General features: G+C 57.8%; 22 protein-coding genes and 1 pseudogene. 13 read left to right on the forward strand and 10 right to left on the reverse strand.

What is annotated here, in order from left to right; all coding sequences use genetic code 11:
- Both AC097P_RS05955 and AC097P_RS05960 read left to right on the forward strand, forming a co-directional pair.
- Positions 1 to 262, forward strand: a 262-nt coding sequence (locus AC097P_RS05955) for an integrase core domain-containing protein (RefSeq protein ID WP_479609475.1), incomplete at its 5' end; no start/stop codon positions are given.
- 68 nt (positions 263 to 330) lie between these two features.
- Positions 331 to 2003: pseudogene (locus AC097P_RS05960) on the forward strand (phage integrase family protein).
- Positions 2004 to 2074: 71 nt separating this feature from the next.
- On the opposite strand, the gene AC097P_RS05965 reads toward AC097P_RS05960, so the two are convergent.
- The 5 genes from AC097P_RS05965 to AC097P_RS05985 form a co-directional block, all read right to left on the reverse strand.
- On the reverse strand, positions 2075 to 2374 hold the full coding sequence (locus tag AC097P_RS05965; RefSeq protein WP_479609476.1) for a helix-turn-helix domain-containing protein: 300 nt from the start codon (positions 2372 to 2374) through the stop codon (positions 2075 to 2077).
- A 415-nt stretch (positions 2375 to 2789) separates the two neighbouring features.
- The gene (locus tag AC097P_RS05970; protein ID WP_479609477.1) at positions 2790 to 3113 is read right to left on the reverse strand and encodes an aminotransferase class V-fold PLP-dependent enzyme; all 324 of its coding nucleotides are present in this window, start codon (positions 3111 to 3113) and stop codon (positions 2790 to 2792) included.
- A gap of 50 nt (positions 3114 to 3163) precedes the next feature.
- Positions 3164 to 4453 carry an MFS transporter gene (locus tag AC097P_RS05975; RefSeq protein ID WP_479609478.1) on the reverse strand — a complete coding sequence of 430 codons (1290 nt, stop codon included), beginning with the start codon at positions 4451 to 4453 and terminating at the stop codon, positions 3164 to 3166.
- A gap of 9 nt (positions 4454 to 4462) precedes the next feature.
- Positions 4463 to 5209, reverse strand: coding sequence for an MBL fold metallo-hydrolase (locus tag AC097P_RS05980; RefSeq protein ID WP_479609479.1), 747 nt, complete (start codon positions 5207 to 5209; stop codon positions 4463 to 4465).
- 10 nt (positions 5210 to 5219) lie between these two features.
- Entirely contained in the window at positions 5220 to 5573 is a 354-nt protein-coding gene (locus AC097P_RS05985; protein WP_479609480.1) for a DsrE/DsrF/TusD sulfur relay family protein, read from the reverse strand.
- A 105-nt stretch (positions 5574 to 5678) separates the two neighbouring features.
- Here AC097P_RS05985 and AC097P_RS05990 point away from each other — a divergent pair, with 105 nt between their 5' ends.
- The 11 genes from AC097P_RS05990 (at position 5679) to AC097P_RS06040 (ending at position 16167) form a co-directional block, all read left to right on the forward strand.
- Entirely contained in the window at positions 5679 to 6329 is a 651-nt protein-coding gene (locus AC097P_RS05990; RefSeq protein ID WP_479609481.1) for an ArsR/SmtB family transcription factor, read from the forward strand.
- A 233-nt stretch (positions 6330 to 6562) separates the two neighbouring features.
- Positions 6563 to 6862: a hypothetical protein gene (locus tag AC097P_RS05995; RefSeq protein ID WP_479609482.1), complete on the forward strand. Its 300-nt coding sequence runs from the start codon at positions 6563 to 6565 to the stop codon at positions 6860 to 6862.
- A 125-nt stretch (positions 6863 to 6987) separates the two neighbouring features.
- Positions 6988 to 8124 (forward strand): efflux RND transporter periplasmic adaptor subunit, encoded by a 1137-nt coding sequence (locus tag AC097P_RS06000; protein WP_479609483.1) that lies wholly within the window; start codon positions 6988 to 6990, stop codon positions 8122 to 8124.
- A 1-nt stretch (position 8125) separates the two neighbouring features.
- Positions 8126 to 11227: an efflux RND transporter permease subunit gene (locus AC097P_RS06005; RefSeq protein WP_479609484.1), complete on the forward strand. Its 3102-nt coding sequence runs from the start codon at positions 8126 to 8128 to the stop codon at positions 11225 to 11227.
- Positions 11217 to 11522, forward strand: a complete 306-nt coding sequence (locus tag AC097P_RS06010) for a DUF3240 family protein (protein ID WP_479609485.1) — start codon at positions 11217 to 11219, stop codon at positions 11520 to 11522. Before AC097P_RS06005 ends, AC097P_RS06010 begins: the two co-directional genes overlap by 11 nt.
- A complete protein-coding gene (locus AC097P_RS06015; RefSeq protein WP_479609486.1) occupies positions 11522 to 12769 on the forward strand; it encodes a TolC family protein in 1248 nt (415 codons plus the stop codon). Before AC097P_RS06010 ends, AC097P_RS06015 begins: the two co-directional genes overlap by 1 nt.
- Positions 12762 to 13508, forward strand: coding sequence for a HupE/UreJ family protein (locus tag AC097P_RS06020; RefSeq protein ID WP_479609487.1), 747 nt, complete (start codon positions 12762 to 12764; stop codon positions 13506 to 13508). Before AC097P_RS06015 ends, AC097P_RS06020 begins: the two co-directional genes overlap by 8 nt.
- Positions 13509 to 13522: 14 nt before the next feature.
- On the forward strand, positions 13523 to 14194 hold the full coding sequence (locus AC097P_RS06025) for a hypothetical protein (protein WP_479609488.1): 672 nt from the start codon (positions 13523 to 13525) through the stop codon (positions 14192 to 14194).
- Between the two features lie 85 nt (positions 14195 to 14279).
- Positions 14280 to 14684, forward strand: coding sequence for a hypothetical protein (locus tag AC097P_RS06030; protein ID WP_479609489.1), 405 nt, complete (start codon positions 14280 to 14282; stop codon positions 14682 to 14684).
- A gap of 22 nt (positions 14685 to 14706) precedes the next feature.
- Entirely contained in the window at positions 14707 to 15078 is a 372-nt protein-coding gene (locus AC097P_RS06035) for a hypothetical protein (protein WP_479609490.1), read from the forward strand.
- 39 nt (positions 15079 to 15117) lie between these two features.
- A complete protein-coding gene (locus tag AC097P_RS06040; RefSeq protein WP_479609491.1) occupies positions 15118 to 16167 on the forward strand; it encodes a DMT family transporter in 1050 nt (349 codons plus the stop codon).
- Positions 16168 to 16381: 214 nt separating this feature from the next.
- Here AC097P_RS06040 and AC097P_RS06045 read toward each other — a convergent pair whose 3' ends face one another.
- The 5 genes from AC097P_RS06045 to soxB all read right to left on the reverse strand — a co-directional run bounded on the left by AC097P_RS06045 (position 16382) and on the right by soxB (position 20605).
- Entirely contained in the window at positions 16382 to 17185 is an 804-nt protein-coding gene (locus AC097P_RS06045; RefSeq protein WP_479609492.1) for a prolipoprotein diacylglyceryl transferase family protein, read from the reverse strand.
- Between the two features lie 3 nt (positions 17186 to 17188).
- Positions 17189 to 17377: a hypothetical protein gene (locus tag AC097P_RS06050; RefSeq protein ID WP_479609493.1), complete on the reverse strand. Its 189-nt coding sequence runs from the start codon at positions 17375 to 17377 to the stop codon at positions 17189 to 17191.
- Positions 17378 to 17733: 356 nt separating this feature from the next.
- Positions 17734 to 18228, reverse strand: a complete 495-nt coding sequence (locus tag AC097P_RS06055) for a hypothetical protein (protein ID WP_479609494.1) — start codon at positions 18226 to 18228, stop codon at positions 17734 to 17736.
- Between the two features lie 106 nt (positions 18229 to 18334).
- Entirely contained in the window at positions 18335 to 18763 is a 429-nt protein-coding gene (locus AC097P_RS06060) for a DsrE family protein (RefSeq protein WP_479609495.1), read from the reverse strand.
- Between the two features lie 105 nt (positions 18764 to 18868).
- Complete coding sequence (gene soxB, locus AC097P_RS06065; RefSeq protein WP_479609496.1) at positions 18869 to 20605, reverse strand: thiosulfohydrolase SoxB; 1737 nt, start codon at positions 20603 to 20605, stop codon at positions 18869 to 18871.
- Between the last annotated feature and the right edge of the window lie 28 nt (positions 20606 to 20633).

Genomic DNA, 20633 nt, shown 5'->3' on the forward strand with positions numbered 1-20633 from the left:
AGAACCTTCGGTTGGTAGCCGTGGTGACAGCTACGACAACGCCCTGGCTGAGACGATCAACGGGTTGTACAAAACCGAATTGATCCACCGCCGTGCTCCCTGGAAAACGAAGGAGTCGCTGGAACTAGCCACCCTGGAATGGGTGTCCTGGTTCAACCACCACCGACTGCTGGAGCCGATTGGGTATATTCCACCGGCCGAGGCTGAGGCAAACTACTATCGGCAACTCGCCGAGAAGACCGAAACCCCGGTTTCACTTTAACTAACTGGCCTCCACGAAACCCGGGGCGATTCATTGTGAAAAATAGCGGTCACTTAGCTCTCTCCTGTATCCCTGGTACTCAGTCAGGACTACCAGATCCCGCAGAGATTGCAGCGCTGCGCGCTTGGTACGAAGGTCTGGATTGCCATGTTGCGGTTGAGCGATATTTGAGCCCAAGGCGTGCGGATGGTGAATCGTCGCGCGGATTGTTGGAGCCATCCGTCGGAAGTTGAGAGATTTCGCCCGAATCCGAAAGCAAGATGACTTGGCAAGGCTCCTGGATCATCCGGATTCCCGGCGAGCCGAGCGCGCCCGGGCGGCCATTCAGGCCATCGGCCTTCTGCAAACCCTGCCTCCTGTCAGTCCACTTATCGGTGACGATGTAGACCGGTGGCTCGCGCCTCGAATCGCCAAAGCACTGCATGCTCATGGGATACGAACGCTAGCCGAGCTGACTATCAGAGTACCTAGGCGGCGTCGATGGTGGGTTTCCGTTGGCGGCCTAGGTGCAACTGGCGCCCGCTCTGTGGAAGCGTTCTTCGCGGAACATCCCGAGTTGACAACACGAGCGCAAGCCCTGATCTCGATCGATGGCCCAAAAGATGTGTTGCCATGGGAAATATTAAGTCTGCCCGCACACGTCGATGGAACACAGGGAACTTTCCGAGGGCCGAAACGCACCTGCACGCTTGACGCAGATGATGACTACATGGCTGTTCAAGCGTGGCTCTCGCTGCAGGAGTCGCCAGCCACGTTTCGCTCCTATAGGAAGGAAGCGGAGCGCCTAATCCTTTGGGCGATTCTGGAGCGAGGGCGCGCAATGTCTTCTTTGACACTTGAAGATGCCGTCGCCTACCGTGCATTTTTAAGAAAACCTACTCCCGTAAAGCGGTGGGTAGGGAGTGCCCAATCGCGCTCTTCACCGGAATGGAAGCCCTTTGTCGGGCCACTGTCGCCTCGCTCAATTTCTTACTCAATAGTAGTTCTCGGCAGTTTGCACCGTTGGTTGATGGAGCAGGGTTATCTGCTAACCAACCCGTTTGCCGGTCTCAAGGTGCGGGGTGCCAATGGCGGCAAAGGTATTGACACGGGGAACGCGTTTACCGACGGTGAGTGGGCGATCGTGCGGACCATTGCTGATGGGCTCAAATGGCAGTGCGGGTGGACCGAATCCGCTGCTAGAAGGCTGCGGTTCATATTGGACCTCTCGTACTCCACGGGATTACGGGCTTCTGAGCTTGTCGGTGTAACGCTCAGTTCTATTAAACCCGATGCGCACAGCGACCAGTGGTTGCATCTAATCGGAAAGGGGCACAGTATCGGGAAGGTGGCGCTGCCTCCTTTGGCCCAACAAGCGCTGAACCAGTATCTGATGCAGAGGCGACTTCCAACATCTCCAACATTGTGGATACCAGGCACTCCATTAATTTGCTCTCTCGAAACGGAAGGCCCAAGTGGGATCACTGCAGCGAGGCTGTGGAGTGTGATGCGACGATTTTTCACCGCGGCCGCGGACCAAGTTCAGGGTGAGCTTCCTGCTTTGGCGGAAAAGTTGCGCCGAGCTTCTCCACACTGGATGCGCCATACCCATGCCACGCATGCGCTCGCGAAAGGCGCAGAACTCAATACTGTACGTGACAATCTGAGGCACGCATCTATCTCGACCACATCGATTTATTTGCACGGGGACGATATGAAGCGCGCAAAGCAGATCGGCGGTGCTTTCTCGTCTCGCAGCTAGAAATGAATAGCCCGCGTTCCCTCTGATTTACTAAGGGGGACTTTCACGTAAGCCTTCAGAACAGAGGTCAACTACCTCTTAACGACTATGAGCGCAAGATCCTTTTTCACCCGTTCCAACAGGAACTCCATATTCCCAATGGTTGGCTCTGGCAGGTAGGCTAGCGCAATGAGGGCAAGTGGGTGCATATCCATGTATGCGGCCAACTCGTCCAACTTATTCAGCGTGGGCGAGTACAAGCCCCGCTCGAGGCTCCCGACGTACGTCCGGCTTGAAACCAAAGCGAAAGACTCTTGGCTCAATCGCCTCGATTTTCTTGCGATCTTCATTGCGCCAGGAAAATCGTTTGTAGTTTGTATTGCGCGTGTCATGCGCACCGATTAATCTCGAATGCGCCGTATACAGCTACAATGTATACTGTTCATTTTGCCGCCATGTTTGCAACCGTCGAAGCACATCGATCACCGCTCACGCCCCAGTTCGAGCAGATGGAGGAAACACATTGGGTCTCAGTCGAATTGGTGCTTAGTCGGCCGTGGTTTCTTGTGTCCTTCACAGAAACATCCACCAATTCGTATACGGAGGTAGATGACGAGCTCCCGCATAGCCGGACCATACTTACGTATGGGATTGGTTCAGTAGAAAATTTGCTTCAATCAAACGCAAATGGCGCAAGATCGTTCGAGTCAGTACAAATGTGCACCCCAGACCATATGAACGGTGCAGGCGGCTGGCGGCTAGAGCCCTCGACGCGGTGTATACAGCCCATCATCCCGACTACCCGGCTCACAAAATCGACGTGTTTGTCACGAAGGAGGGAAAAAGATACCCGTCGTGTTCACTTGGGATAGGGGCTGATAATCTGACACTGCGTGAACTATGGTTTAAGGTACCTGCCCGCACATAGAGCTGAGCGGGCAGAACTGACCTGTCCCCGGCAGTACTTACTGCTCCAACTTGAACCCCCCCCCGCAGGCCCTGGCGATGGGAAGAGGATGGATTGCCGTAGATCCCGCGCCAGTACGGCTGCATCGCCTCGATCACTTCCGCTGCCACTGGGGTAGTGGCGTTGTAATCAAGATAAATCAATCCACCATTGCTAAAGGTCATTTCCTAATTCTTCCGTGATACATGGTGTTGAATTATTGTGTCCTGACGCCTCATGCCGCACGGCGGTGCGTTTCAAGCATGCGCAGCGCCGCAATCACCCCCGATAAAAACGTGAGGCCGGCGACCAGCCACATGGCGCTAGCAACACCAAACAGGTCGGCGACGAGCCCAGACAGCAAAGCTCCTATGGCATAGCCCAGATCTCGCCACAGCCGATACACCCCAACAATGGAGGCACGCCATGCTGGATTGGCCACGTCGCTAATCGCAGCCAACAGCGTGGGATAAACCATGGCCGTACCCAGTCCCAGCAACGCGGCGCCCGCCGCGAAGCCGCCGAAGGCGCTACTGGCAATGACCGCTGCGATGCCGCCGGCTTGGACCCACATCCCCGCTACGATCAGGCCCTTGCGACCGATGCGGTCAGACAGCGCCCCAGTCACCAGTTGGCAAGCACCCCACACAGCCGGATAAATGGCTGCAAGCCAGCCGATCTGGGTCAGGCTCAGACCCGCCGCGGCAAACACCAAGGGGAACAGGCCCCATGCCATACCGTCGTTGAGGTTGTTGACCAGTCCGGCTTGGCTGATCGACGACAGGTTGGGGTCGCGCCAACTGGTTTGGATGAAGATTTCCTTCTGCGAAGGTTTGGCAACGAATTCACCGATGGGGTGGTGTGCGGCCTCATGCTTGGCGTGCTGGTGCGTCTCGCGCACCAGCAATACCGACAGCAGCAATCCCGCAACGACAAACACCACGCCGAGGTAAAACGGCTGCGGTCGCAAACCATACTGAGCCGCCACCCATCCAGTTGCCAATGCAGCCAGCGCCACTGCAAAGTAACCCGAAAACTCGTTGATTCCCATGGCCAGGCCACGATTCTTGGGACCTGCCAAGTCAATCTTCATGATGACCGTGATGGACCAGGTCAGGCCTTGGCTGACACCCAGGAACAGATTGGCCAGCAAGACCCAATTCCAGGATGGTGCCCACATCAGCATAAACGGCACAGGTACCGCAATCAGCCAACCCACGACCAGAATGGCCTTTCGCCCGTACACGTCGGCATAACGGCCCGCAAAGTAGTTCGTCAGCGCCTTCGATATCCCGAACACGACGATAAATGCCAAGATGGCGGAGTGCGCCACCAGCTTGAATTCCTGCTCGGCAATGGCCGGCAGGATGGTGCGTTCCATGCCCACCATAGCCCCCACAAAGGCATTCACCAGTATCAGCAGGCTGAATTGGGCCAGGTTCTCACGCAGGCCGAGCTGGATGCCAGATGGCTGGTCAGGCCTGCCCTGGTGCGCAGCGGCGCCGGATTGGAGTTCATGCGTCATGTTTGGCTTTCAAGCGGGTACGCGCTGCCCCAGATTGGCCGCCACGATGCGCTCCATATCGGCGGGTCGTTCCTGTGGTATCTCCTTCACAACCGCGTCTACGAATGCAGTCCTGTCCAGTGCAAGCAAGGGGTTCCAGCGTTTCTCGAAGCCGATGGTTGAGGTTGGCTTGCCGGACAAACCCACGCCGCACAGGCTGCCGGCCTGGTGCGCGGGGTAGATCTCAAGCCCATCTGGCAGAGACAACAGCTTGGCTTGCAAGCTGTCCCACAACTTGCCGGCCATTTCCTGCTCGCGCCCTGCCAGATCGGGGCGCCCCACGGCACCGACAAACAGGGTGTCGCCTGTCACGGCGAACCAGGGCGCATCACCACGGCGCAAATCGGTCACCAGCAAACAGATGCTGTCTTCCGTGTGGCCGGGGGTGTGCAGCACCCGAACCTGCGTATTGCCAACCGGTAACAACGCGTTGTCCGCCAGGGGAGTGAAAGCAAAATCGGTCTTGCCCACGTTGCTCTCGTGCAGCGCATAGACGCCGCCCGCCAGTTCCGCCAAGCGGCGGCCACCTGACAAATGGTCGGCGTGGATGTGGGTGTCGATGACGTGTGTGATCGCCACGTTGAGCTGGCGCGCTTGGTCCAGATACCAGGCTTCGTCGCCAGCCAACACATCGACTGCGATGGCCTTGCCATGCCCGCCGCAGCCGAAGAGGTAGGAAATGGATGCATCGTCATTGGGACGTTGTTTGAAAAACATGCTCGGCTCCTTAAAACACAAAAACCTTGTCAGCCCATTCCGACCAGTCCGCCAACGCTTCCAGGGTGCCGCGATGGCTGCCAGCAACCAGTTCGTCCGTTTGGAGCGCGCGGGCGTCCATGCAACCGCCGCACACGCCTATGCGGCTGGTGTCGCCGTGCGACACCTTGTCCAGCATCAGTTCGAGGTTGTAGAAGCCCTCAGCCACCTTTTGGCCGCGTTTCGCCGCCACGACGGCATCGCCCATCAGGTAGACCCGAACATCGTTGTGCTCGCGTTTGGCAAGCGCCGCTGCCAGGCGTAAGGCGTTGTAGATTTGCTCGCTGCCGTAAGCTGGTGCGTTCAGGATGAACAGGGCTTTCATAGACAAAACTCATAAAACTAACATACCAAAGAATGTTAGAATGTATGTCATGACGCCGATCTGTCAAGATTGTTTGCATTCGCCTACTGACTGAAAGCCCTTGCTATGCGCACCAACCGAGAAATCAAAGATGCCCTGTTCGAGCAGGTCGCCCGTATTGCCAAGGCGGTTGCCAGTCCCAAGCGTTTGGAGTTGATTGAGCTGTTGTGCCAGGCCCCCAAGTCTGTGGAAGTGCTTGCCCGTGAAGCAGGAATCAGCGTCAAACTCGCCAGTGCCCACCTGAAAGAGTTGCGCGCTTCCCGCTTGGTCGATACCGAGCGCCAAGGCAAGTACGTCGTCTACCGCATCGCCAGCTCGGAAGTGCCGCGTTTCTGGGTGTTGCTGCGTACCTTGGCGGAGGACCGGTTGTTTGAGCTGCAAGACGCTGTTCGGCAAATGTCCGATGCCAGCAACGAGTGGCAGGGCGAGAGCCGTGAAGTGCTTCTACGCAAGGCGCGGGATGGCGACGTGGTTGTGCTGGATGTGCGCCCGGCCAATGAATTTGAACAACGGCATCTGCCTTTTGCACGTTCGATTCCCATGCCTGAACTGCGCACCAGGCTGGCAGAACTTCCCAAGGACAAGCCCATCGTTGCCTATTGTCGCGGGCCTTACTGTCTGATGTCAGTTGATGCAGTTCGCCTCCTGCATGAACAGGGCTATACGGCTTTGCAACTGCGAGAGGGTGTGAGCGAATGGGCTGAAGTTACTGGCTGATGCGCGCAACCTAGCCCCCGCAGTGAAGCTACATACGTTTGGTTGCAGGGCATGCCAGCAAGGCGCAAAGCTAAATTGCCGCAAATCAGCTAGCTTCCGCTAAACCCGGTTGCCTGCAACGCTACTAATGAGCAGGTATCATTCGACCAACATTTAATTGGAATCCCCTCCATCCTATGCGCCGGCTTCTCGCCGTAATCCTGTTGCTGTCGTTCCTCTGCCAGGCTTTCGCTATGGCCGGACAGTCGTTGGCGATTGACCGTGGTGAGCCTCTCCAGGTCGAACATGTCGAGATGAATTGGGACGGGTTGGCACACCACCACGAGGAAGATGGTGAGACCCACCAAGACGACAGCTCTGAGTCCGTGGCGCATATGCTTGCGGACGCGGGCCCCGGTACTGCAGCCCTGATCCAATTTCCAGTGATGGCGTTCCACTTCGATCGCCTGCCACCACCGGCAGTGATGGCCGAAGCTGCCGGCCCGCCTCCGTACCTTGACGGCCTTCGACGGCCCCCTCGACTGATCTCCTGACCCAACCGTAGCGCCCACCCCAACGCACAGGGCTGGGCAGTTCCTTGGTGCGATCAGTTCTGGTGATTCATAACGCCTATGCGCGTGTTGGTTCCTGCTGATCGCGGTTAACAGTCAGGATTCCCGTGAGTATTTTCATCCCCAGGTATGTGGCGCGCATCGCCACTGGTCTTGTCGTTCTTCCCTTTGTCTGGGTTCTGCCCGCTTCCGCCGCCGATGACTTCGCCGTCTCGGCCGAGCAGATGCAGTCGCTGGGTGTGCAGTTGCAAAAGCTGGAGGCCACCAGCGAGGTAGCGGGCCTTAGCTACCCGGCGCGCGTAGTGCTGCCGCCGCGCCAGCAGCAGGTATTGAGCGCGCCGCTGGCAGGTGTGATTGACCAGTTGTTGGTGGCGGAGAACGACATGGTCAAGTCCGGCCAGCCGCTGCTGCGCCTGCAAAGCCCTGAACTCGGTGAGTTGCAGCTCAAGTTGATGGAGGCCGGTGCCCGCAATGCCTTGGCGACCAAGACGTTGCAGCGCGAACGCGCGTTGCTGACGGAGGGCATCATCCCGGAACGCCGCGTGCAAGAAGCCGAGACCGTTGGTGCAGAGAGTCAAGCGCGCCTGCGCCAAGCTGAAGCCGCCTTGCGCTTGGCTGGGTTGGATGAAGCCGCGATCCGCCGGGTCGCCGCTGGCGGTGCTGTGGACAATACTTTGACTCTGCGCGCTCGCGCACCAGGACTGGTCGCTGAGTTGACCGCAAAACCGGGTCAGCGCGTGCAACAGTCCGATGCGCTCCTGCATATCACCGACACCCGCAGGCTCTGGCTTGATGTGCAGGTGCCGCTAAGCCGTCACGTGGAAGTAGCTACTGCCAAAGGCGGCAAACTCAATGTGGTCGGGCGCGATGGCATCGGTGCCACGGTGCTGAGCATAGGCTCGACTGCAAGTGACGGGCAGACCCTCACCCTGCGAGCCGAAGTCAACCAGGGCGCGCAGTTATTGCGTGTCGGAGAATTTATTCAAGTGAGCCTACCGTTCGCTGCAACGGCAGCCGGCGGCGAAGGTTTTGCTGTGCCCCAGCAGGCGGTAGCCCGTCAAGGTGACAAGGCCTATGTGTTCGTGCGCACGGCCCAAGGCTTCGTCGCCAAGCCGGTCACCATCCTCGCCAGCGGCGGGCAGGCCTTGCGCGTGAAGGGTGATTTGCAGGTCGGCCAGCAGGTCGCAATTGCTTCGGTCATCGCTTTGAAAGCCGCTTGGCAAGGCAAGAGCGGGGGCAACTGAGATGCTAACCCGACTGATTCAATTTGCGCTGGCGCAGCGCCTGTTTGTTCTGATAGCGGGGGTACTGCTCGCCGGAGCAGGCTGGCTTGCGTATCAGAACCTTCCCATTGATGCTTTCCCCGATGTGTCCAGTACTCAGGTCAAGGTCATCATGAAGGCCCCGGGGATGACGCCTGAGGAGATTGAGAGCCGCATCGCTGTTCCCATCGAGGTCGAGATGCTGGGCATTCCAAAGCAACGTATCCTGCGTTCGGTATCGAAATATGGCTTGGTTGATGTGACCATCGACTTCCAGGATGGCACTGATATCTACTGGGCGCGCCAGCAGGTGGCAGAACGCCTTTCCGGCATCAGCGCCGACCTGCCCGCCGGCATCAGCGGCGGCATGGCGCCGGTAACGACCCCTTTAGGCGAAATGTTCATGTTCACGGTCGAAGCGCCAAGCATGACGCTGGAAGAGCGCCGCAGCCTGCTCGACTGGGTCATTCGCCCGGCACTGCGCTCGGTGGTGGGCGTGGCCGATGTGAATGCGCTGGGCGGCAAGGTCCACAGCTTCGAGGTGGTCCTCAATCCGGTCAAAATGGCCGCGCTGGGACTGTCCTCGGCACAGATCAAGGCCACGATAGAGGCTAACAATCGCAATGACGGTGCTGGCCGGCTAAGTGAAGGCGATGAAGTGCTGTTGGTCAGAACGGAGGGCAGCATCCGCACGCAGGATGATTTGCGCGCCGTCGTCGTCAAACAGTCTAAAGGCATGACAGTGCGCCTCGGCGACGTGGCTGAAGTGCGCAATGGAAGCGTAACCCGCTACGGGGTGGTGACGAAAGACGGCAAAGCCGAAGCGGTTCAGGGTCTGGTGCTGGGTCTCGCTGGCGCCAACGCACAAAAGGTGGTGGAAGGGGTCACCAAGAAGCTTGATGAAATCAAGCCAACCCTGCCCAAGGGGGTTGAGGTAAAGGTCTTTTACAACCGAGCAGACTTGGTCAGCAAAGCTGTCGGCACGGTGTCCAAAGCCCTGATGGAAGCGACCGTGTTGGTACTTGTATTGCTGGGGGCCTTCCTCGGCAATCTGCGCGCTGCGGTAGTAGTGGCCCTGGTGTTGCCACTTTCGACCTTAGCCACGTTCTTGCTCATGCGTTTTGCCGGCATGTCGGCGAATCTGATGAGCCTGGGCGGCTTGGCTATTGCCCTGGGTATGCTGGTTGATGCGGCCGTAGTGGTGGTGGAGAACATTGTCCAACACATGGGTCATGACAAGGGCAAAGGGAAGCTACCCAAGTTGCATGTCGTGTTCCGCGCGGTGCGCGAGGTCGCGGCGCCGGTGGTGGCGGGCATGTTCATCATCATTGTGGTGTTCCTCCCGCTGCTGACCTTGCAGGACCTGGAAGGCAAGTTCTTTGTGCCGGTGGCAATGACCATCGTGTTTGCCTTGGTCAGCTCCTTGTTGCTATCTCTGACCATCATCCCGGTACTGTCTTCCTTCCTGCTGAAGAAAGTTAGCCACGAAGATCCCTGGTTGCCGCGCAAGTTACTCAAGTTGTATGAGCCGGCGTTGGCCTTTGCGTTGAAGCGCGAGAAGCTGGTCTACATCGCCGCCGGCTTGATGTTGGTGGCGGCAGTCGGCGTCTACACCCTTGTCGGCAAGACCTTCATGCCGCAGATGGATGAAGGCGACATCATCGTAGGCATCGAGAAGCTGCCCTCGGTGAGCCTGGAAGAAACCGCCGTGCTGGATCTGAAGGTGCACCAGGCGTTGATGCGCAACATTCCAGAAATCACCGGCGTGGTGGCGCGGGCAGGATCGGACGAAATCGGACTAGACCCGATGGGGTTAAACCAGACCGATACCTTTCTGATCCTGAAACCACGTGCGGAGTGGAAGTTCGAGAACAAGGAAGCTCTGATCGGCAAGATCCGCAAGGTGCTCGACGAGTTGCCTGGTATCAGTTACAGCTTCACCCAGCCCATTGACATGCGTGTTTCAGAGATGATCATCGGCGTGCGCGGCGATGTCGCAATAAAGGTCTTTGGGCCTGAGCTTGCCAAACTCAACGAACTGGCTGGCGAGATCGAAGTGCTGATGAAGCAGGTACCCGGCAATCAGGACGTCTACACCGTAGAGAACGATGGGGTGCAGTACCTGCGCGTGATTGTTGACCGTCTGACAGCCGGGCGCTACGGGCTTTCGGTGGAGGACGTGCAGGATGCCTTGCGCGTGCAAATTGAAGGTCAGCGCGCCGGGACAGTTATCGACGGAAACCGCAGGATTCCCATCGTCTTACGCGGTCCGGACAGCGTCAAACTATCACCCGCCGAGTTTGCCGCACTCAACATCATGAGCGCCGAGGGCGTAGCCGTCCCGTTACAGGAACTCGCCAGACTGGAGCGCGCCAGCGGTCCGGTCAAAATAGATCGTGAAATGGGCAGCCGCTACAGCGTGGTGATCTCCAATGTGACCGGACGTGACTTGGTGGGCTTTGTCGAAGAAGCCAAGGCCAAGGTCGCGCAGGCGGTCAAGCTGCCCATCGGCTACCGCATCAGCTGGGGCGGCCAGTTCGAAAACCAGCAACGTGCTGCTGAACGCCTGACTCTGGTGATACCGCTGGCGCTGGGCGTGATTTTCATAGTGCTGTTTTCCACCTTCGGCTCGGTTCGTCAGGCCTTGCTGGTACTGTCCAACATCCCGTTCGCGCTGGTGGGCGGCATTGTGGCGCTGTGGCTGACTGGCGAATACCTTTCGGTGCCGGCCTCGGTCGGCTTCATTGCGCTCTTGGGTATCGCAGTGCTCAACGGCGTCGTGCTGGTCAGTTACTTCAACCAGTTGCGGGCTGAGGGCTTGTCGCTGCTGGAGTGTGTCACACAGGGCGCCCGACGGCGTTTGCGGCCGGTGCTGATGACTGCCTCCATTACCGCATTCGGGCTGATCCCGCTGCTGTTTGCCACCGGACCAGGCTCGGAAATCCAGCGTCCACTGGCTATCGTCGTCATTGGCGGTCTGATCACGGCTACGGCCCTGACGCTAATTCTCTTGCCCATTCTTTACCTGCGCTTTGCCCACGCAAAGCCAATTGGCACCCAGGAGGTGACCTCGCATGGAAACTAAGTTTTGTCTGACTCTGTTGAGTCCCCCTTCTATCGAAGAAAAGCTGCTGGACCTGCTGCTCGACGCAGTAGGCACCGATGTCTTTACAAGTGCGCCTGCCTTTAGCCATGGTTTGAGCCACGCCAGCCTCAGCAATGTCGAACAGGTGATGGGCCGCAGCGCCTCGGCACAAGCACAGATCATCGTCACCGAATCGGAGATGCGGGATCTGCTGCAACGCCTGCGCGACGAGTTCCGTGGAACCGGTCTGCGTTTTTGGGCTTCTGCCTTGGTGCTCGAAGGAGAAATCGAATGATGAGGGTCTACGGAATTTTTTGGGCTGGTGTCCTGCTGGCTTCGGTTTGCAACGCACAAATGGTGCAGCAGTCGGCTCCGCCGGACCTGCCATCCAACGAAGTGGCCGAGCTGTTAGTCACTAGCGACCCTAGTGTCGTGAAGGCCTACCACGCTCTCGAAGCTGCGCGGCACCGGGCAACTGCTATATCGGCCGGACCCGAGGAATGGACGGCCCGCACGTCGGCGCAACGGCGCCGGGAGTCCGCCACGGGGGCTGAATTTAACGAATGGTCGGTAGGGCTTGAGCGCTCCCTCCGTATCGGCGGCAAGGCTGGTATTGACAAGCAACTTGGGGAAATCCATCAGCGTTTGGCCGATGCCAAGCATGGCGAGGCGCGCCACGAGGCGGCCCGCGAATTGCTTGCCCTGTGGCTGGACTGGCTCAGCGCAGGCCGCACGCGCCAGCTGTGGACCGAACAATTGGCCTTTGCGCAGGACAATCTGAAAGCAGCCACGACTCGCCGAAAGGCCGGCGATGCGTCCAAACTGGAACAGAACGCCGCGCAAGCCGACCTGTCGGAGGTGCAACGCCAGCTGAGTACGGCAACCAATGACGAGGCCAAGGTGCGCGCCAAACTGCGCGCGCATTTCCCAAGTCTAGCGCTACAGGCACCGATATTGAGCGAGCCGCTACCTCTAACAGGTGATCCGGCCGCATGGCGCGAACGCATTCTCGAAGAGAGCGACGAACTCCGCATCGCCAAGGAAGAGCTGCGCCAGGCGGAACAGGTGGCGGCACGTTCTCGCGCAGACCGCGTTCCCGACCCGACCCTCGGCGTGCACACCGCGTCCGAACGCTCAGGTGCTGAGCGCATCCTGGGCTTCAGCATCAGTCTGCCCCTCGGCGGCGCGGCGCGCGGCGCGCATGAACGCGACACCGCAAAGCAAGTTGAGGTAGCACAGGCAGCGGTGGACGGCAAGCAGCGCGAACTAGATGGCGAAATTGCTGCCAATTTGGCCGATGCGTCCGGTAGCCTGGAACGCTGGCGCTTTGCGGAGCAAGCCTTGGTTGCGGGGCGCGAAAACACGCAGCTGACCCAACGCGCCTATAGCCTGGGCGAGGCCGACTTGCAGACCTTGTTCCTGGCTCGCCGACAGGCGGTTGATGCGGCCTTGGGCGAAACACAGGCTCGTATCGACGCATTGCGCGCACGCTACCGGCTGCTGGTTGATGCGCATCTGATTTGGAGACTAGAACATGACTGACCGTAGCAAAAGAGGGTGGACAAGGCCGGCTAGTGCCACGCATCACCGAAAGACACCGCATCCTTGGCGGCACAGGCTCTTTGCCCTCGCGCTGGCCTTGACCGGCTCCGCAGCATTGGCGCATGGCGTCACCGGCTCTGATCAAGTATTCCTGCAGCAAAACGTCGGACGCCAGCTGATCCTGTTTATCTATCTCGGTGCCAAGCACATGGTCACCGGTTATGACCACTTGTTGTTCTTGTTCGGGGTGGTGTTCTTTCTATACCGGATGCGTGAGGTTGGCGTGTATGTGACCCTGTTCGCGGTCGGCCACAGCGCGACACTGCTGTTGGGGGTGCTGGGCGGTTTGCACGTGAATGCCTATTTGGTTGACGCCATCATCGGCCTGTCAGTGGTCTACAAGGCGCTGGACAACCTGGGCGCCTACCAGCGCTGGTTCGGGGTGCAACCGAACACGAAAGTCGCGGTGCTAGTCTTTGGCTTCTTCCATGGTTTCGGTCTGGCCACAAAGCTGCAGGACTTCAAGCTCTCGCCCGACGGTCTGGTAGCCAACATCCTTGCCTTCAACGTGGGCGTCGAACTGGGCCAATTGCTGGCTCTCGGCGTCATCCTTGTCGTGATGGGTTTTTGGCGCCGTAGCGCTGGCTTCGTACGCCAATCCTTTGCGGCCAATACCTTGCTGATGACGGCCGGCTTCACGCTGATCGGCTATCAGTTGACTGGCTACTTCATTGCCTAAACAAGAGTTCCAACATGAGCAATCAACACACTTCCAACGCGCCCCCCTCTACCGCCGTGCTACTCAAGGCAACTGCCGGTGCCGCTGCCGCCGCTACGCTTATCCTTTTGACAGTTGTGCTGCCGGCCGAATACGGCGTAGACCCAACCGGCTTGGGGAGCAGACTGGGCTTGCTGGCGCTCACCCCTGCCGCGCAGGTCACCGCAGTCCCCGTTGCCCCCGATGCCTCAAATGGAGCGCCTGCGCCCACGCCGCCGGCCGCCAATGAACCTGCTGCGATGGCGACCCAGGCTGCTGCTGTGTTCGGTCAGCAGCCAGGGCAGAGTTTTGATGCGCAAGCCGTGGCTCGCAACGTCGGCGCGGTGCGCACAGATACGATGTCGGTGATTCTGGCCCCGGGCAAGGGCGCTGAAGTAAAGGCCACCCTCGACGCAGGAGGGAGCATTGTTTTCCGCTGGAGCGCCAGCGCTGATGTCGCCGTGGACATGCACGGCGAAGCGCCCGACGCAAAGGACGAGTACACCAGCTACTGGGTCGAAGGTGCGCAGCGCGAGGGTGGCGGAGCCTTTACAGCGAAGTTTGCCGGGCAACATGGTTGGTACTGGCGTAACAAGGGCAAAGAGCCGGTGACGGTCCAGGTCAGCGTGACCGGATTCCACACAAAACTGTTCCGGCCAAGGCCCTGACGGCGCCTTCGCACAGCAATACGAGCCCATATCCTGGTTTTCGCGGCGCCGCCTTCAAGTGCGCCGTATTGAAGGAGAAATTGAAATGAAGAAGTTTTTGACAACAGTTCTGCTCGGCGCTGCCGCGGTTTTTGCTACCAATGCGTTAGCGCATAGGGACCACGGTGACGTAGTGCCAAAACAGATCAGCCTTGCCCCTAAGCACGGCGGTGTCGTGCAGATTAGGGGGGACCTGTCATTCGAACTGGTCGAACAAGGCGACGACGTCGCGGTATATGTGGAGGACGGCAGCAAGCCTATTTCAACCCAGGGAATGTCGGGCAAGCTGACGGTGCTCAACGGCTCGAAAAAGTCCGAGGCTGACCTCAAACCCGCCGGCGACAATAAGTTGGAGGCAAAAGGCTTGAAGCTGACCCCTCGCGCAAAACTGACAGCGTCACTTGCGACTGAGGCTGGTAAAACTATCACTTTGCATTTCACCCTAAAGTGACCAGTGCACAAATGGCCACTTGATGAACTCCATATTTCATCGAATCCTTTTGGTTGCCGTCACTGCGCTTCTCGCAGGGTGTCAAACAGTCTACGAGGACAAGTACAACTGGCAGGGCGGCTGGCGGCACGGCATCGTACTTGATGTCGGAGTGGCCGATCAGCTAGGAGATCGACGATTTCGCGATTGCCGACCCCAGGCAATTGATGATGATCGGCGAAAGGGCAAGTTCATCGTGGTGTCTTTCACGCACTTTGGTCGGCCACGCCATGCGGTTGTGCCTATTTCATCCTACGGCCCGTGGCGCCGCGGCACGCCGGTGTACTTTAACGTCCTCGATTGCGACGCTGCAGTGCAGGCCCAATCGATGGGTGGCAAGACTTCTGCTGAGTAGGTAAGTGCAAATGCCTCACTGGTAATGGAGGGCTTCTGAATGAACTTTACCGATGGCCTGCGCCGCAAAGGCGTTCCCGCAGCCCTTGGCGCTGCTTTGCTGTTCGGCGCAGGTACTCCGCTAGCCAAGCTACTGCTGGAATCGGTAAACCCTTGGTTGATGGCCGGTTTGCTCTACTTGGGATCCGGCGTAGGCTTGGGTATATATCGATTTTTCGTGAACGCACCGTCCGTTACGTTGTCGCGCCAAGAAGTGCCGTGGTTTGTCGGAGCGGTCGTCTCGGGCGGTATCGTCGCACCTGTGCTGTTAATGTTCGGCCTGACCGGAATGCCGGCTTCAGGCGCTTCCCTTTTACTCAATGCCGAAGGCGTATTCACAGCCCTTTTGGCTTGGTTTGCCTTTAAGGAAAATTTCGACAAGCGCATCGCGCTGGGGATGGTCGCCATTGTGGCAGGGGCTTTGGTGCTGAGCTGGCCAGGTGAAACGCGCTTTTCCGGGATATGGCCCGCACTGGCGGTGTTAGGTGCGTGCTTCGCCTGGGGCATTGATAACAATCTAACTCGCAAAGTATCTCTGTCCGATGCGACCTGGATTACCTGCGTAAAAGGCTTAACCGCTGGTTTCGTAAATCTGTTGTTGGCCCTCATTGCCGGCACTAGTGCTCCCGCGCTGACAAACTTAGTGGGCGCCTTGTTAGTCGGATTTTTCGCGTACGGGGTTAGCCTGACCCTGTTCGTAGTCGGCCTGCGCCATCTTGGCACTGCTCGTACCGGCGCCTACTTCTCCGTGGCGCCTTTTTTTGGCGCGATGCTAGCAGTGGCGCTCGGCGATGCGCTGACCGGGCCTTTAGTTGCAGCTGGCGCTTTGATGGCAGTGGGGATCTGGCTGCACCTGACTGAGCAGCACCTCCATACCCACTCGCATGAGGAAATGGAGCACGAGCATTTGCACACCCACGACGATCACCATCGGCATAATCATGATGGCCCCATCGAACATGGAATGGCACACACGCACTCGCATAGACACTCCCCGATGGAGCATTCGCATGACCATTTCCCGGATGCACACCACCGGCATGAGCACTGAAGCGCATTGTGCTAGAGGCTGGGCGCGCAATTGCTACCAACGAATCCGGCGGTAAGTTACTCTTGTGGACGAGTGCGATGGACACCAACGTTTGCGCGCAGCCGTAACGGGAAGACTGGGCTTTATTGAACTGGAATGGGTGGCTAGATACACCAGAATAATCGACGCGCCAGCGGAAGAGCCTTGCGCCGTACTGCGGTGAATTCCGCTAAAGTCAATTGATGGACTGCAGTTGTTCAACCAGCGTTGCTGCTGACAACTCGCCGGTCCGAGTGCTTATCAGCCGACCTTTTGCATCGAAGAACAGCGTGGTTGGAAGCCCCCGCTGGTTAAACGTTTCAAGTGCCCGGCCCCGCGAGTCCAGTAGTACATTGCGGAGTGGCAGATTGCGTGCCACCAGCCAACCGCTGACGCGCTGCGCAGACTCTCCCTCGTTGATAAAAACGAAGTTCACTGCCGGATTCCTTTTCTGAGCCTCATACAAGACTGGCATTTCACGCACGCATGGCGGGCACCACGTTGCCCAGATGTTCACTACTGTTGGCTTTCCCTCGAACTGCGCAAGGCTTACGTCGGCCCCTTGCAGGCTAGTTAGTGTCAGCGTAGGTAGTTTCTGCTCATGGTCTGGACGAGCCAACGCAAATATGCCGCCACCCCAAATGGCAGTAGCTACGAATACGGCTGTAAGCAGCGGTTTGCGCAGCACGGGCCGATTGAACTGCCGTGCTAGTGCGTACACCCAGGCGGCTACGAACCCGGCCATTGGCCTCCACCCGCCATCGCGGATGTCCAAGATTGCAAGCGGCGACGCTTGGTAAGCCGTGCTGAAATGCAGAACGAACCACAGCCGCGCCACTACGACGCCGACAATGAGGGCCTGAAACAGAATCGCTTCAACGTCGACATTGGCCCTGCGACCCAACCGTTTGCCAATGAACGTGGCCGCGGCCATTGCAATGAGCATGAAGACGAGGGCCGCGGGCAGGACGACCGGTCCGATTTGGACAACATTAGGCACAGGCTACTTCCGTGTTGGCAATACGCTGAGAGGGATGCGCAGGTAGGCTACTCCGCTATCGTTAGCCGGAGGAATCTGCCCGGCGCGGATATTCACCTGAATAGAAGGCAGCATGAGGGTGGGTACCTCCAGCGTCGCATCCCTTGCTGCGCGCATGGCGACGAACTCTTCTTCGCTGATCCCGTTGCGCATGTGGATGTTGCTCGACCTCTGCTCCGCGACCGTCGCTTTTCCACTAGCCTCCCTCCCAACCGGCGGGCAATCGTGGCAATCGAACAACCTAGTTTCGGGCGGCAGGGCAGGAAGCTGATGCATGGACCGATATAGGGTGTGGGCGTCGCCACCCGGGAAGTCGGCACAGGCACTGCCGACATCCCGCAGTAACCAAGTCTCCAGAAAATATAGCAATATCAATCAGGTCATCATGTCCGCTTGCGTGTAACAAGGTACCAGAAGCGCTGTCGCTAACGTCTTTACTAATCTTGAACACGTAGCCGCCTTGGAACAGATGGTCGAATTGACTGCCATTCGGAACAAACGTTTTGCGATTATTTTGAGAAAAAATGTACAAAGCCTTTTGACGTGAGTCCAATTGATATGCCAAATACGATGTGAATGATCAAACTTGGGTACACCACGGAAAACCCAAGCTGCCAAGGTGTTCTATCTCCGAAAGCAAGTGGAAGAGCGAGGGAATTCAGTGCAACGTAGTAAACAGCTCCGTAAATTGCGCCAACAGACCATCTAGGAAGTCGGTTTTTTAACAATACTAAAACGATGAGTAAAGGGGCCGCGGATATCCACCCGATGGCGAAATGTTGGATGATCAACAGTAGGCGGAATGTCAGCTCGGGAAGGTCAGTAAAAAATACTTCTAGTAGTTTTTTCCCATAGTGACCAACGCGAAGCCCAAGAAGTTGGAATAGAAATCCAAATGGAATCATCGCGATCGATGCAATGGTTCCCGATCGAACGGATTCTCTGACAAGACCTTTGAAAAGGCCCCTTTGGTTGAATTTGCCTGTCAGTCGTTCGTTGATCATTTGTAATTTCGTGGGACCAATGAATCGCCCCGTGAATTGAGTTGGCCAGAAATATTGGTAAATACCGAGCCTTGAATCTCAGGGGTTTGAGGAGTACGTACAAACATCAAGGCTTGATGTACGCAAACTTTTCGCGCGACTGCAATTGCCCGACTCTTGCAACACCAGACGGTGTGAATTCAGCGTCCAAAATGAACTGATTTTTGTTTAGGCTGCGATTTTTCAGCGTAATTTCACACACTTCAAACTTTACCCCTCGCGCCTTCAAGTCACTCACTAATGCAGAATAGTCGATGTTGGGGTTGGCTTTGTCTTTGGCCCCTTCCATCAAAAAATCAACGCCGTTGGCGTGCGAGACGACGATGATTTTGGTGTCGGGCGCTACGTCCAAGTGGTTGCGAACATTGCGCAAGCCTTTCGTTGCTTGTGTCTCGGCATTGTCAATGTGGTACACCACTTTGTCCTGCGCAAATGCAATGCCAGTGCCCGCAAGAATAATCGCACCCATCAAAAACAATTTGACAAGGTATTTCATAACTGGCTCCTTAAAGTTAACAAATGCATTTGGAGGTCGCTTTCCCGCCGGTGATCCCACGTGACATACCGACATTGGAAAAATCTGTAGGAATACCGCGGTCAACTAGGCGGAGGCTACCCCCGGATTCGGCAACACGCCCTGCAATTGCGGAGTATTGAGCCTGCGCTGCGCTATGCGGCCGCCACTGGCCTTAAGCCATTGTTCAGCAATTTCCCAGATCATCCTGTTGCCAGCGCCCCGCGCTTCCTCGGCAACAGGGGCCCAGCCCGCCACCTTGTATTTCTTGTCTGCGTCCAGGGGCTTGCCATGTAGCCGCAAGTTGTCTATGCGTTTACCCATGGCAGCCAACGGCGCGCAACTGTATTCGAGCCCCCCAACACGTACCATGTCGCCGCCTTGCTGGTAGTAGGGGTCGGGGTTGAACAGGTTGTCACACACATCTTCCAGTACGGTCTTGATGGTGGCACCTGTCATTTCGGTCAGGGTAGCGTAGGAATAGGTGGTGGCCGTCATGTCCATCAGCCATTCCCGCGTGATCGCTTGGCCCGGCAAAAGGCTGGTGCCCCAGCGGAAGCCTGGCGAGAAGGCGATGTCCGCTCCCTGCACCTGCATCATGGCGTCCAGCAGCAGCTGGTCACCGGTTCCATTAAAGTTGCCACGCCGGTACAGCGTGCCTTCGGTCACAGCCAGTTTTTCTGCCAGCTGGGCCTCAAAAGGAGCGCGGACCCTGGTAATCAGTGCGTCCATTTCCCTGTCTGCGGCGAGCACGTTGGAAAACACGGGTAGCAATTTGTAACGACAGTCGCTGACTTTTTTGTCTTTGACTTCCAGGTCGAGTACGCCCAAAAACTTGCTGTTGGAACCGGCGTTGGTGACTATGGTTTTGCCACTTTTGTTACCCACAATGCTGGCAACAGGCATGCCGTCATGGGTGTGACCACCGAGGATGGCGTCAATGCCGCTAACCCGGCCGGCCATCTTCAGGTCCACATCCATGCCGTTGTGGGATAGCACCACCACGACCTGCGCACCTTTGCCGCGCGCCTCGTCGACCATGCGTTGCATGTTCTCGTCCTGGATACCGAAGGCCCAGTCGGCGACCATGTAGCGCGGGTTGGCTATGGGGGTGTAGGGGAATGCCTGGCCGATGATTGCGCAGGGAACGCCATTGATTTCACGCATCACATAGGGTTTGAAGACAGGGTCTCCAAAGTCATTGGTCTTGACGTTCTGCGCGATGAAGTCAATCTTGCCCGCAAACTCCCGATCCACAATCTCCTTGACACGCTCCATGCCATAGGTGAACTCCCAGTGTCCGGTCATGACATCGACACCCAGCAACTTGCAAGCCTCCACCATGTCCTGACCCTGTGTCCACAGGGAGGTACCGGAGCCTTGCCAGGTATCGCCACCATCCAGCAACAAAGCGCCCGGGCGACTGGCCTTTAGCCGCTTGACCAGCGTTGCCAAATGCGCAAAGCCGCCGACCTTACCGTAGCGACGGGCTGCTTTCTCAAAATCCAGATAGGTCAGCGCGTGGGCCTCTGCACTGCCGGGCCGGATTTTGGCGGTCTTTAACAGATGCTCCCCGACCAGGTGGGGCAGGTTGCCCTGCATGGAGCCTATTCCCAGGTTGACACTCGGCTCGCGAAAGTGAATCGGCTTGAGTTGGGCGTGGCAATCTGTCATGTGCAGGAAAGACACGGAGCCAAAGCGCTGGATGTCATACAGCCCATTGGCCGCGGTTGCAGCGTCAGCTTTGGCATAGGCGCCCAGGCCCATGCCTGCCATCGTGCCGGCACCCATCAATTGGAAGAATTCGCGTTTGGTGAGGTTCATAGTTTTGGAGCCGATGGTGTGCGTGTGC

The organism is Rhodoferax sp. ZS1R8 (genome assembly GCF_056521325.1).

Bases quoted from the DNA above. Each gene is read 5' to 3' on its own strand.
- AC097P_RS05985 (WP_479609480.1), bottom strand. From the start codon at position 5,573: ATGAAAGCCCTGTTCATCCTGAACGCACCAGCTTACGGCAGCGAGCAA.
- AC097P_RS05970 (WP_479609477.1), bottom strand. From the start codon at position 3,113: ATGACCTTTAGCAATGGTGGATTGATTTATCTTGATTACAACGCCACT.
- AC097P_RS06055 (WP_479609494.1), bottom strand. From the start codon at position 18,228: ATGATCAACGAACGACTGACAGGCAAATTCAACCAAAGGGGCCTTTTC.
- AC097P_RS06020 (WP_479609487.1), top strand. From the start codon at position 12,762: ATGACTGACCGTAGCAAAAGAGGGTGGACAAGGCCGGCTAGTGCCACG.
- AC097P_RS06050 (WP_479609493.1), bottom strand. From the start codon at position 17,377: ATGCGCAACGGGATCAGCGAAGAAGAGTTCGTCGCCATGCGCGCAGCA.
- AC097P_RS05990 (WP_479609481.1), top strand. From the start codon at position 5,679: ATGCGCACCAACCGAGAAATCAAAGATGCCCTGTTCGAGCAGGTCGCC.
- AC097P_RS05995 (WP_479609482.1), top strand. From the start codon at position 6,563: ATGGCCGGACAGTCGTTGGCGATTGACCGTGGTGAGCCTCTCCAGGTC.
- AC097P_RS06010 (WP_479609485.1), top strand. From the start codon at position 11,217: ATGGAAACTAAGTTTTGTCTGACTCTGTTGAGTCCCCCTTCTATCGAA.
- AC097P_RS06035 (WP_479609490.1), top strand. From the start codon at position 14,707: ATGAACTCCATATTTCATCGAATCCTTTTGGTTGCCGTCACTGCGCTT.
- AC097P_RS05975 (WP_479609478.1), bottom strand. From the start codon at position 4,453: ATGACGCATGAACTCCAATCCGGCGCCGCTGCGCACCAGGGCAGGCCT.
- AC097P_RS05980 (WP_479609479.1), bottom strand. From the start codon at position 5,209: ATGTTTTTCAAACAACGTCCCAATGACGATGCATCCATTTCCTACCTC.
- AC097P_RS06015 (WP_479609486.1), top strand. From the start codon at position 11,522: ATGAGGGTCTACGGAATTTTTTGGGCTGGTGTCCTGCTGGCTTCGGTT.
- AC097P_RS05965 (WP_479609476.1), bottom strand. From the start codon at position 2,374: ATGACACGCGCAATACAAACTACAAACGATTTTCCTGGCGCAATGAAG.
- AC097P_RS06040 (WP_479609491.1), top strand. From the start codon at position 15,118: ATGAACTTTACCGATGGCCTGCGCCGCAAAGGCGTTCCCGCAGCCCTT.
- AC097P_RS06005 (WP_479609484.1), top strand. From the start codon at position 8,126: ATGCTAACCCGACTGATTCAATTTGCGCTGGCGCAGCGCCTGTTTGTT.
- AC097P_RS06060 (WP_479609495.1), bottom strand. From the start codon at position 18,763: ATGAAATACCTTGTCAAATTGTTTTTGATGGGTGCGATTATTCTTGCG.
- AC097P_RS06030 (WP_479609489.1), top strand. From the start codon at position 14,280: ATGAAGAAGTTTTTGACAACAGTTCTGCTCGGCGCTGCCGCGGTTTTT.
- AC097P_RS06025 (WP_479609488.1), top strand. From the start codon at position 13,523: ATGAGCAATCAACACACTTCCAACGCGCCCCCCTCTACCGCCGTGCTA.
- soxB (WP_479609496.1), bottom strand. From the start codon at position 20,605: ATGAACCTCACCAAACGCGAATTCTTCCAATTGATGGGTGCCGGCACG.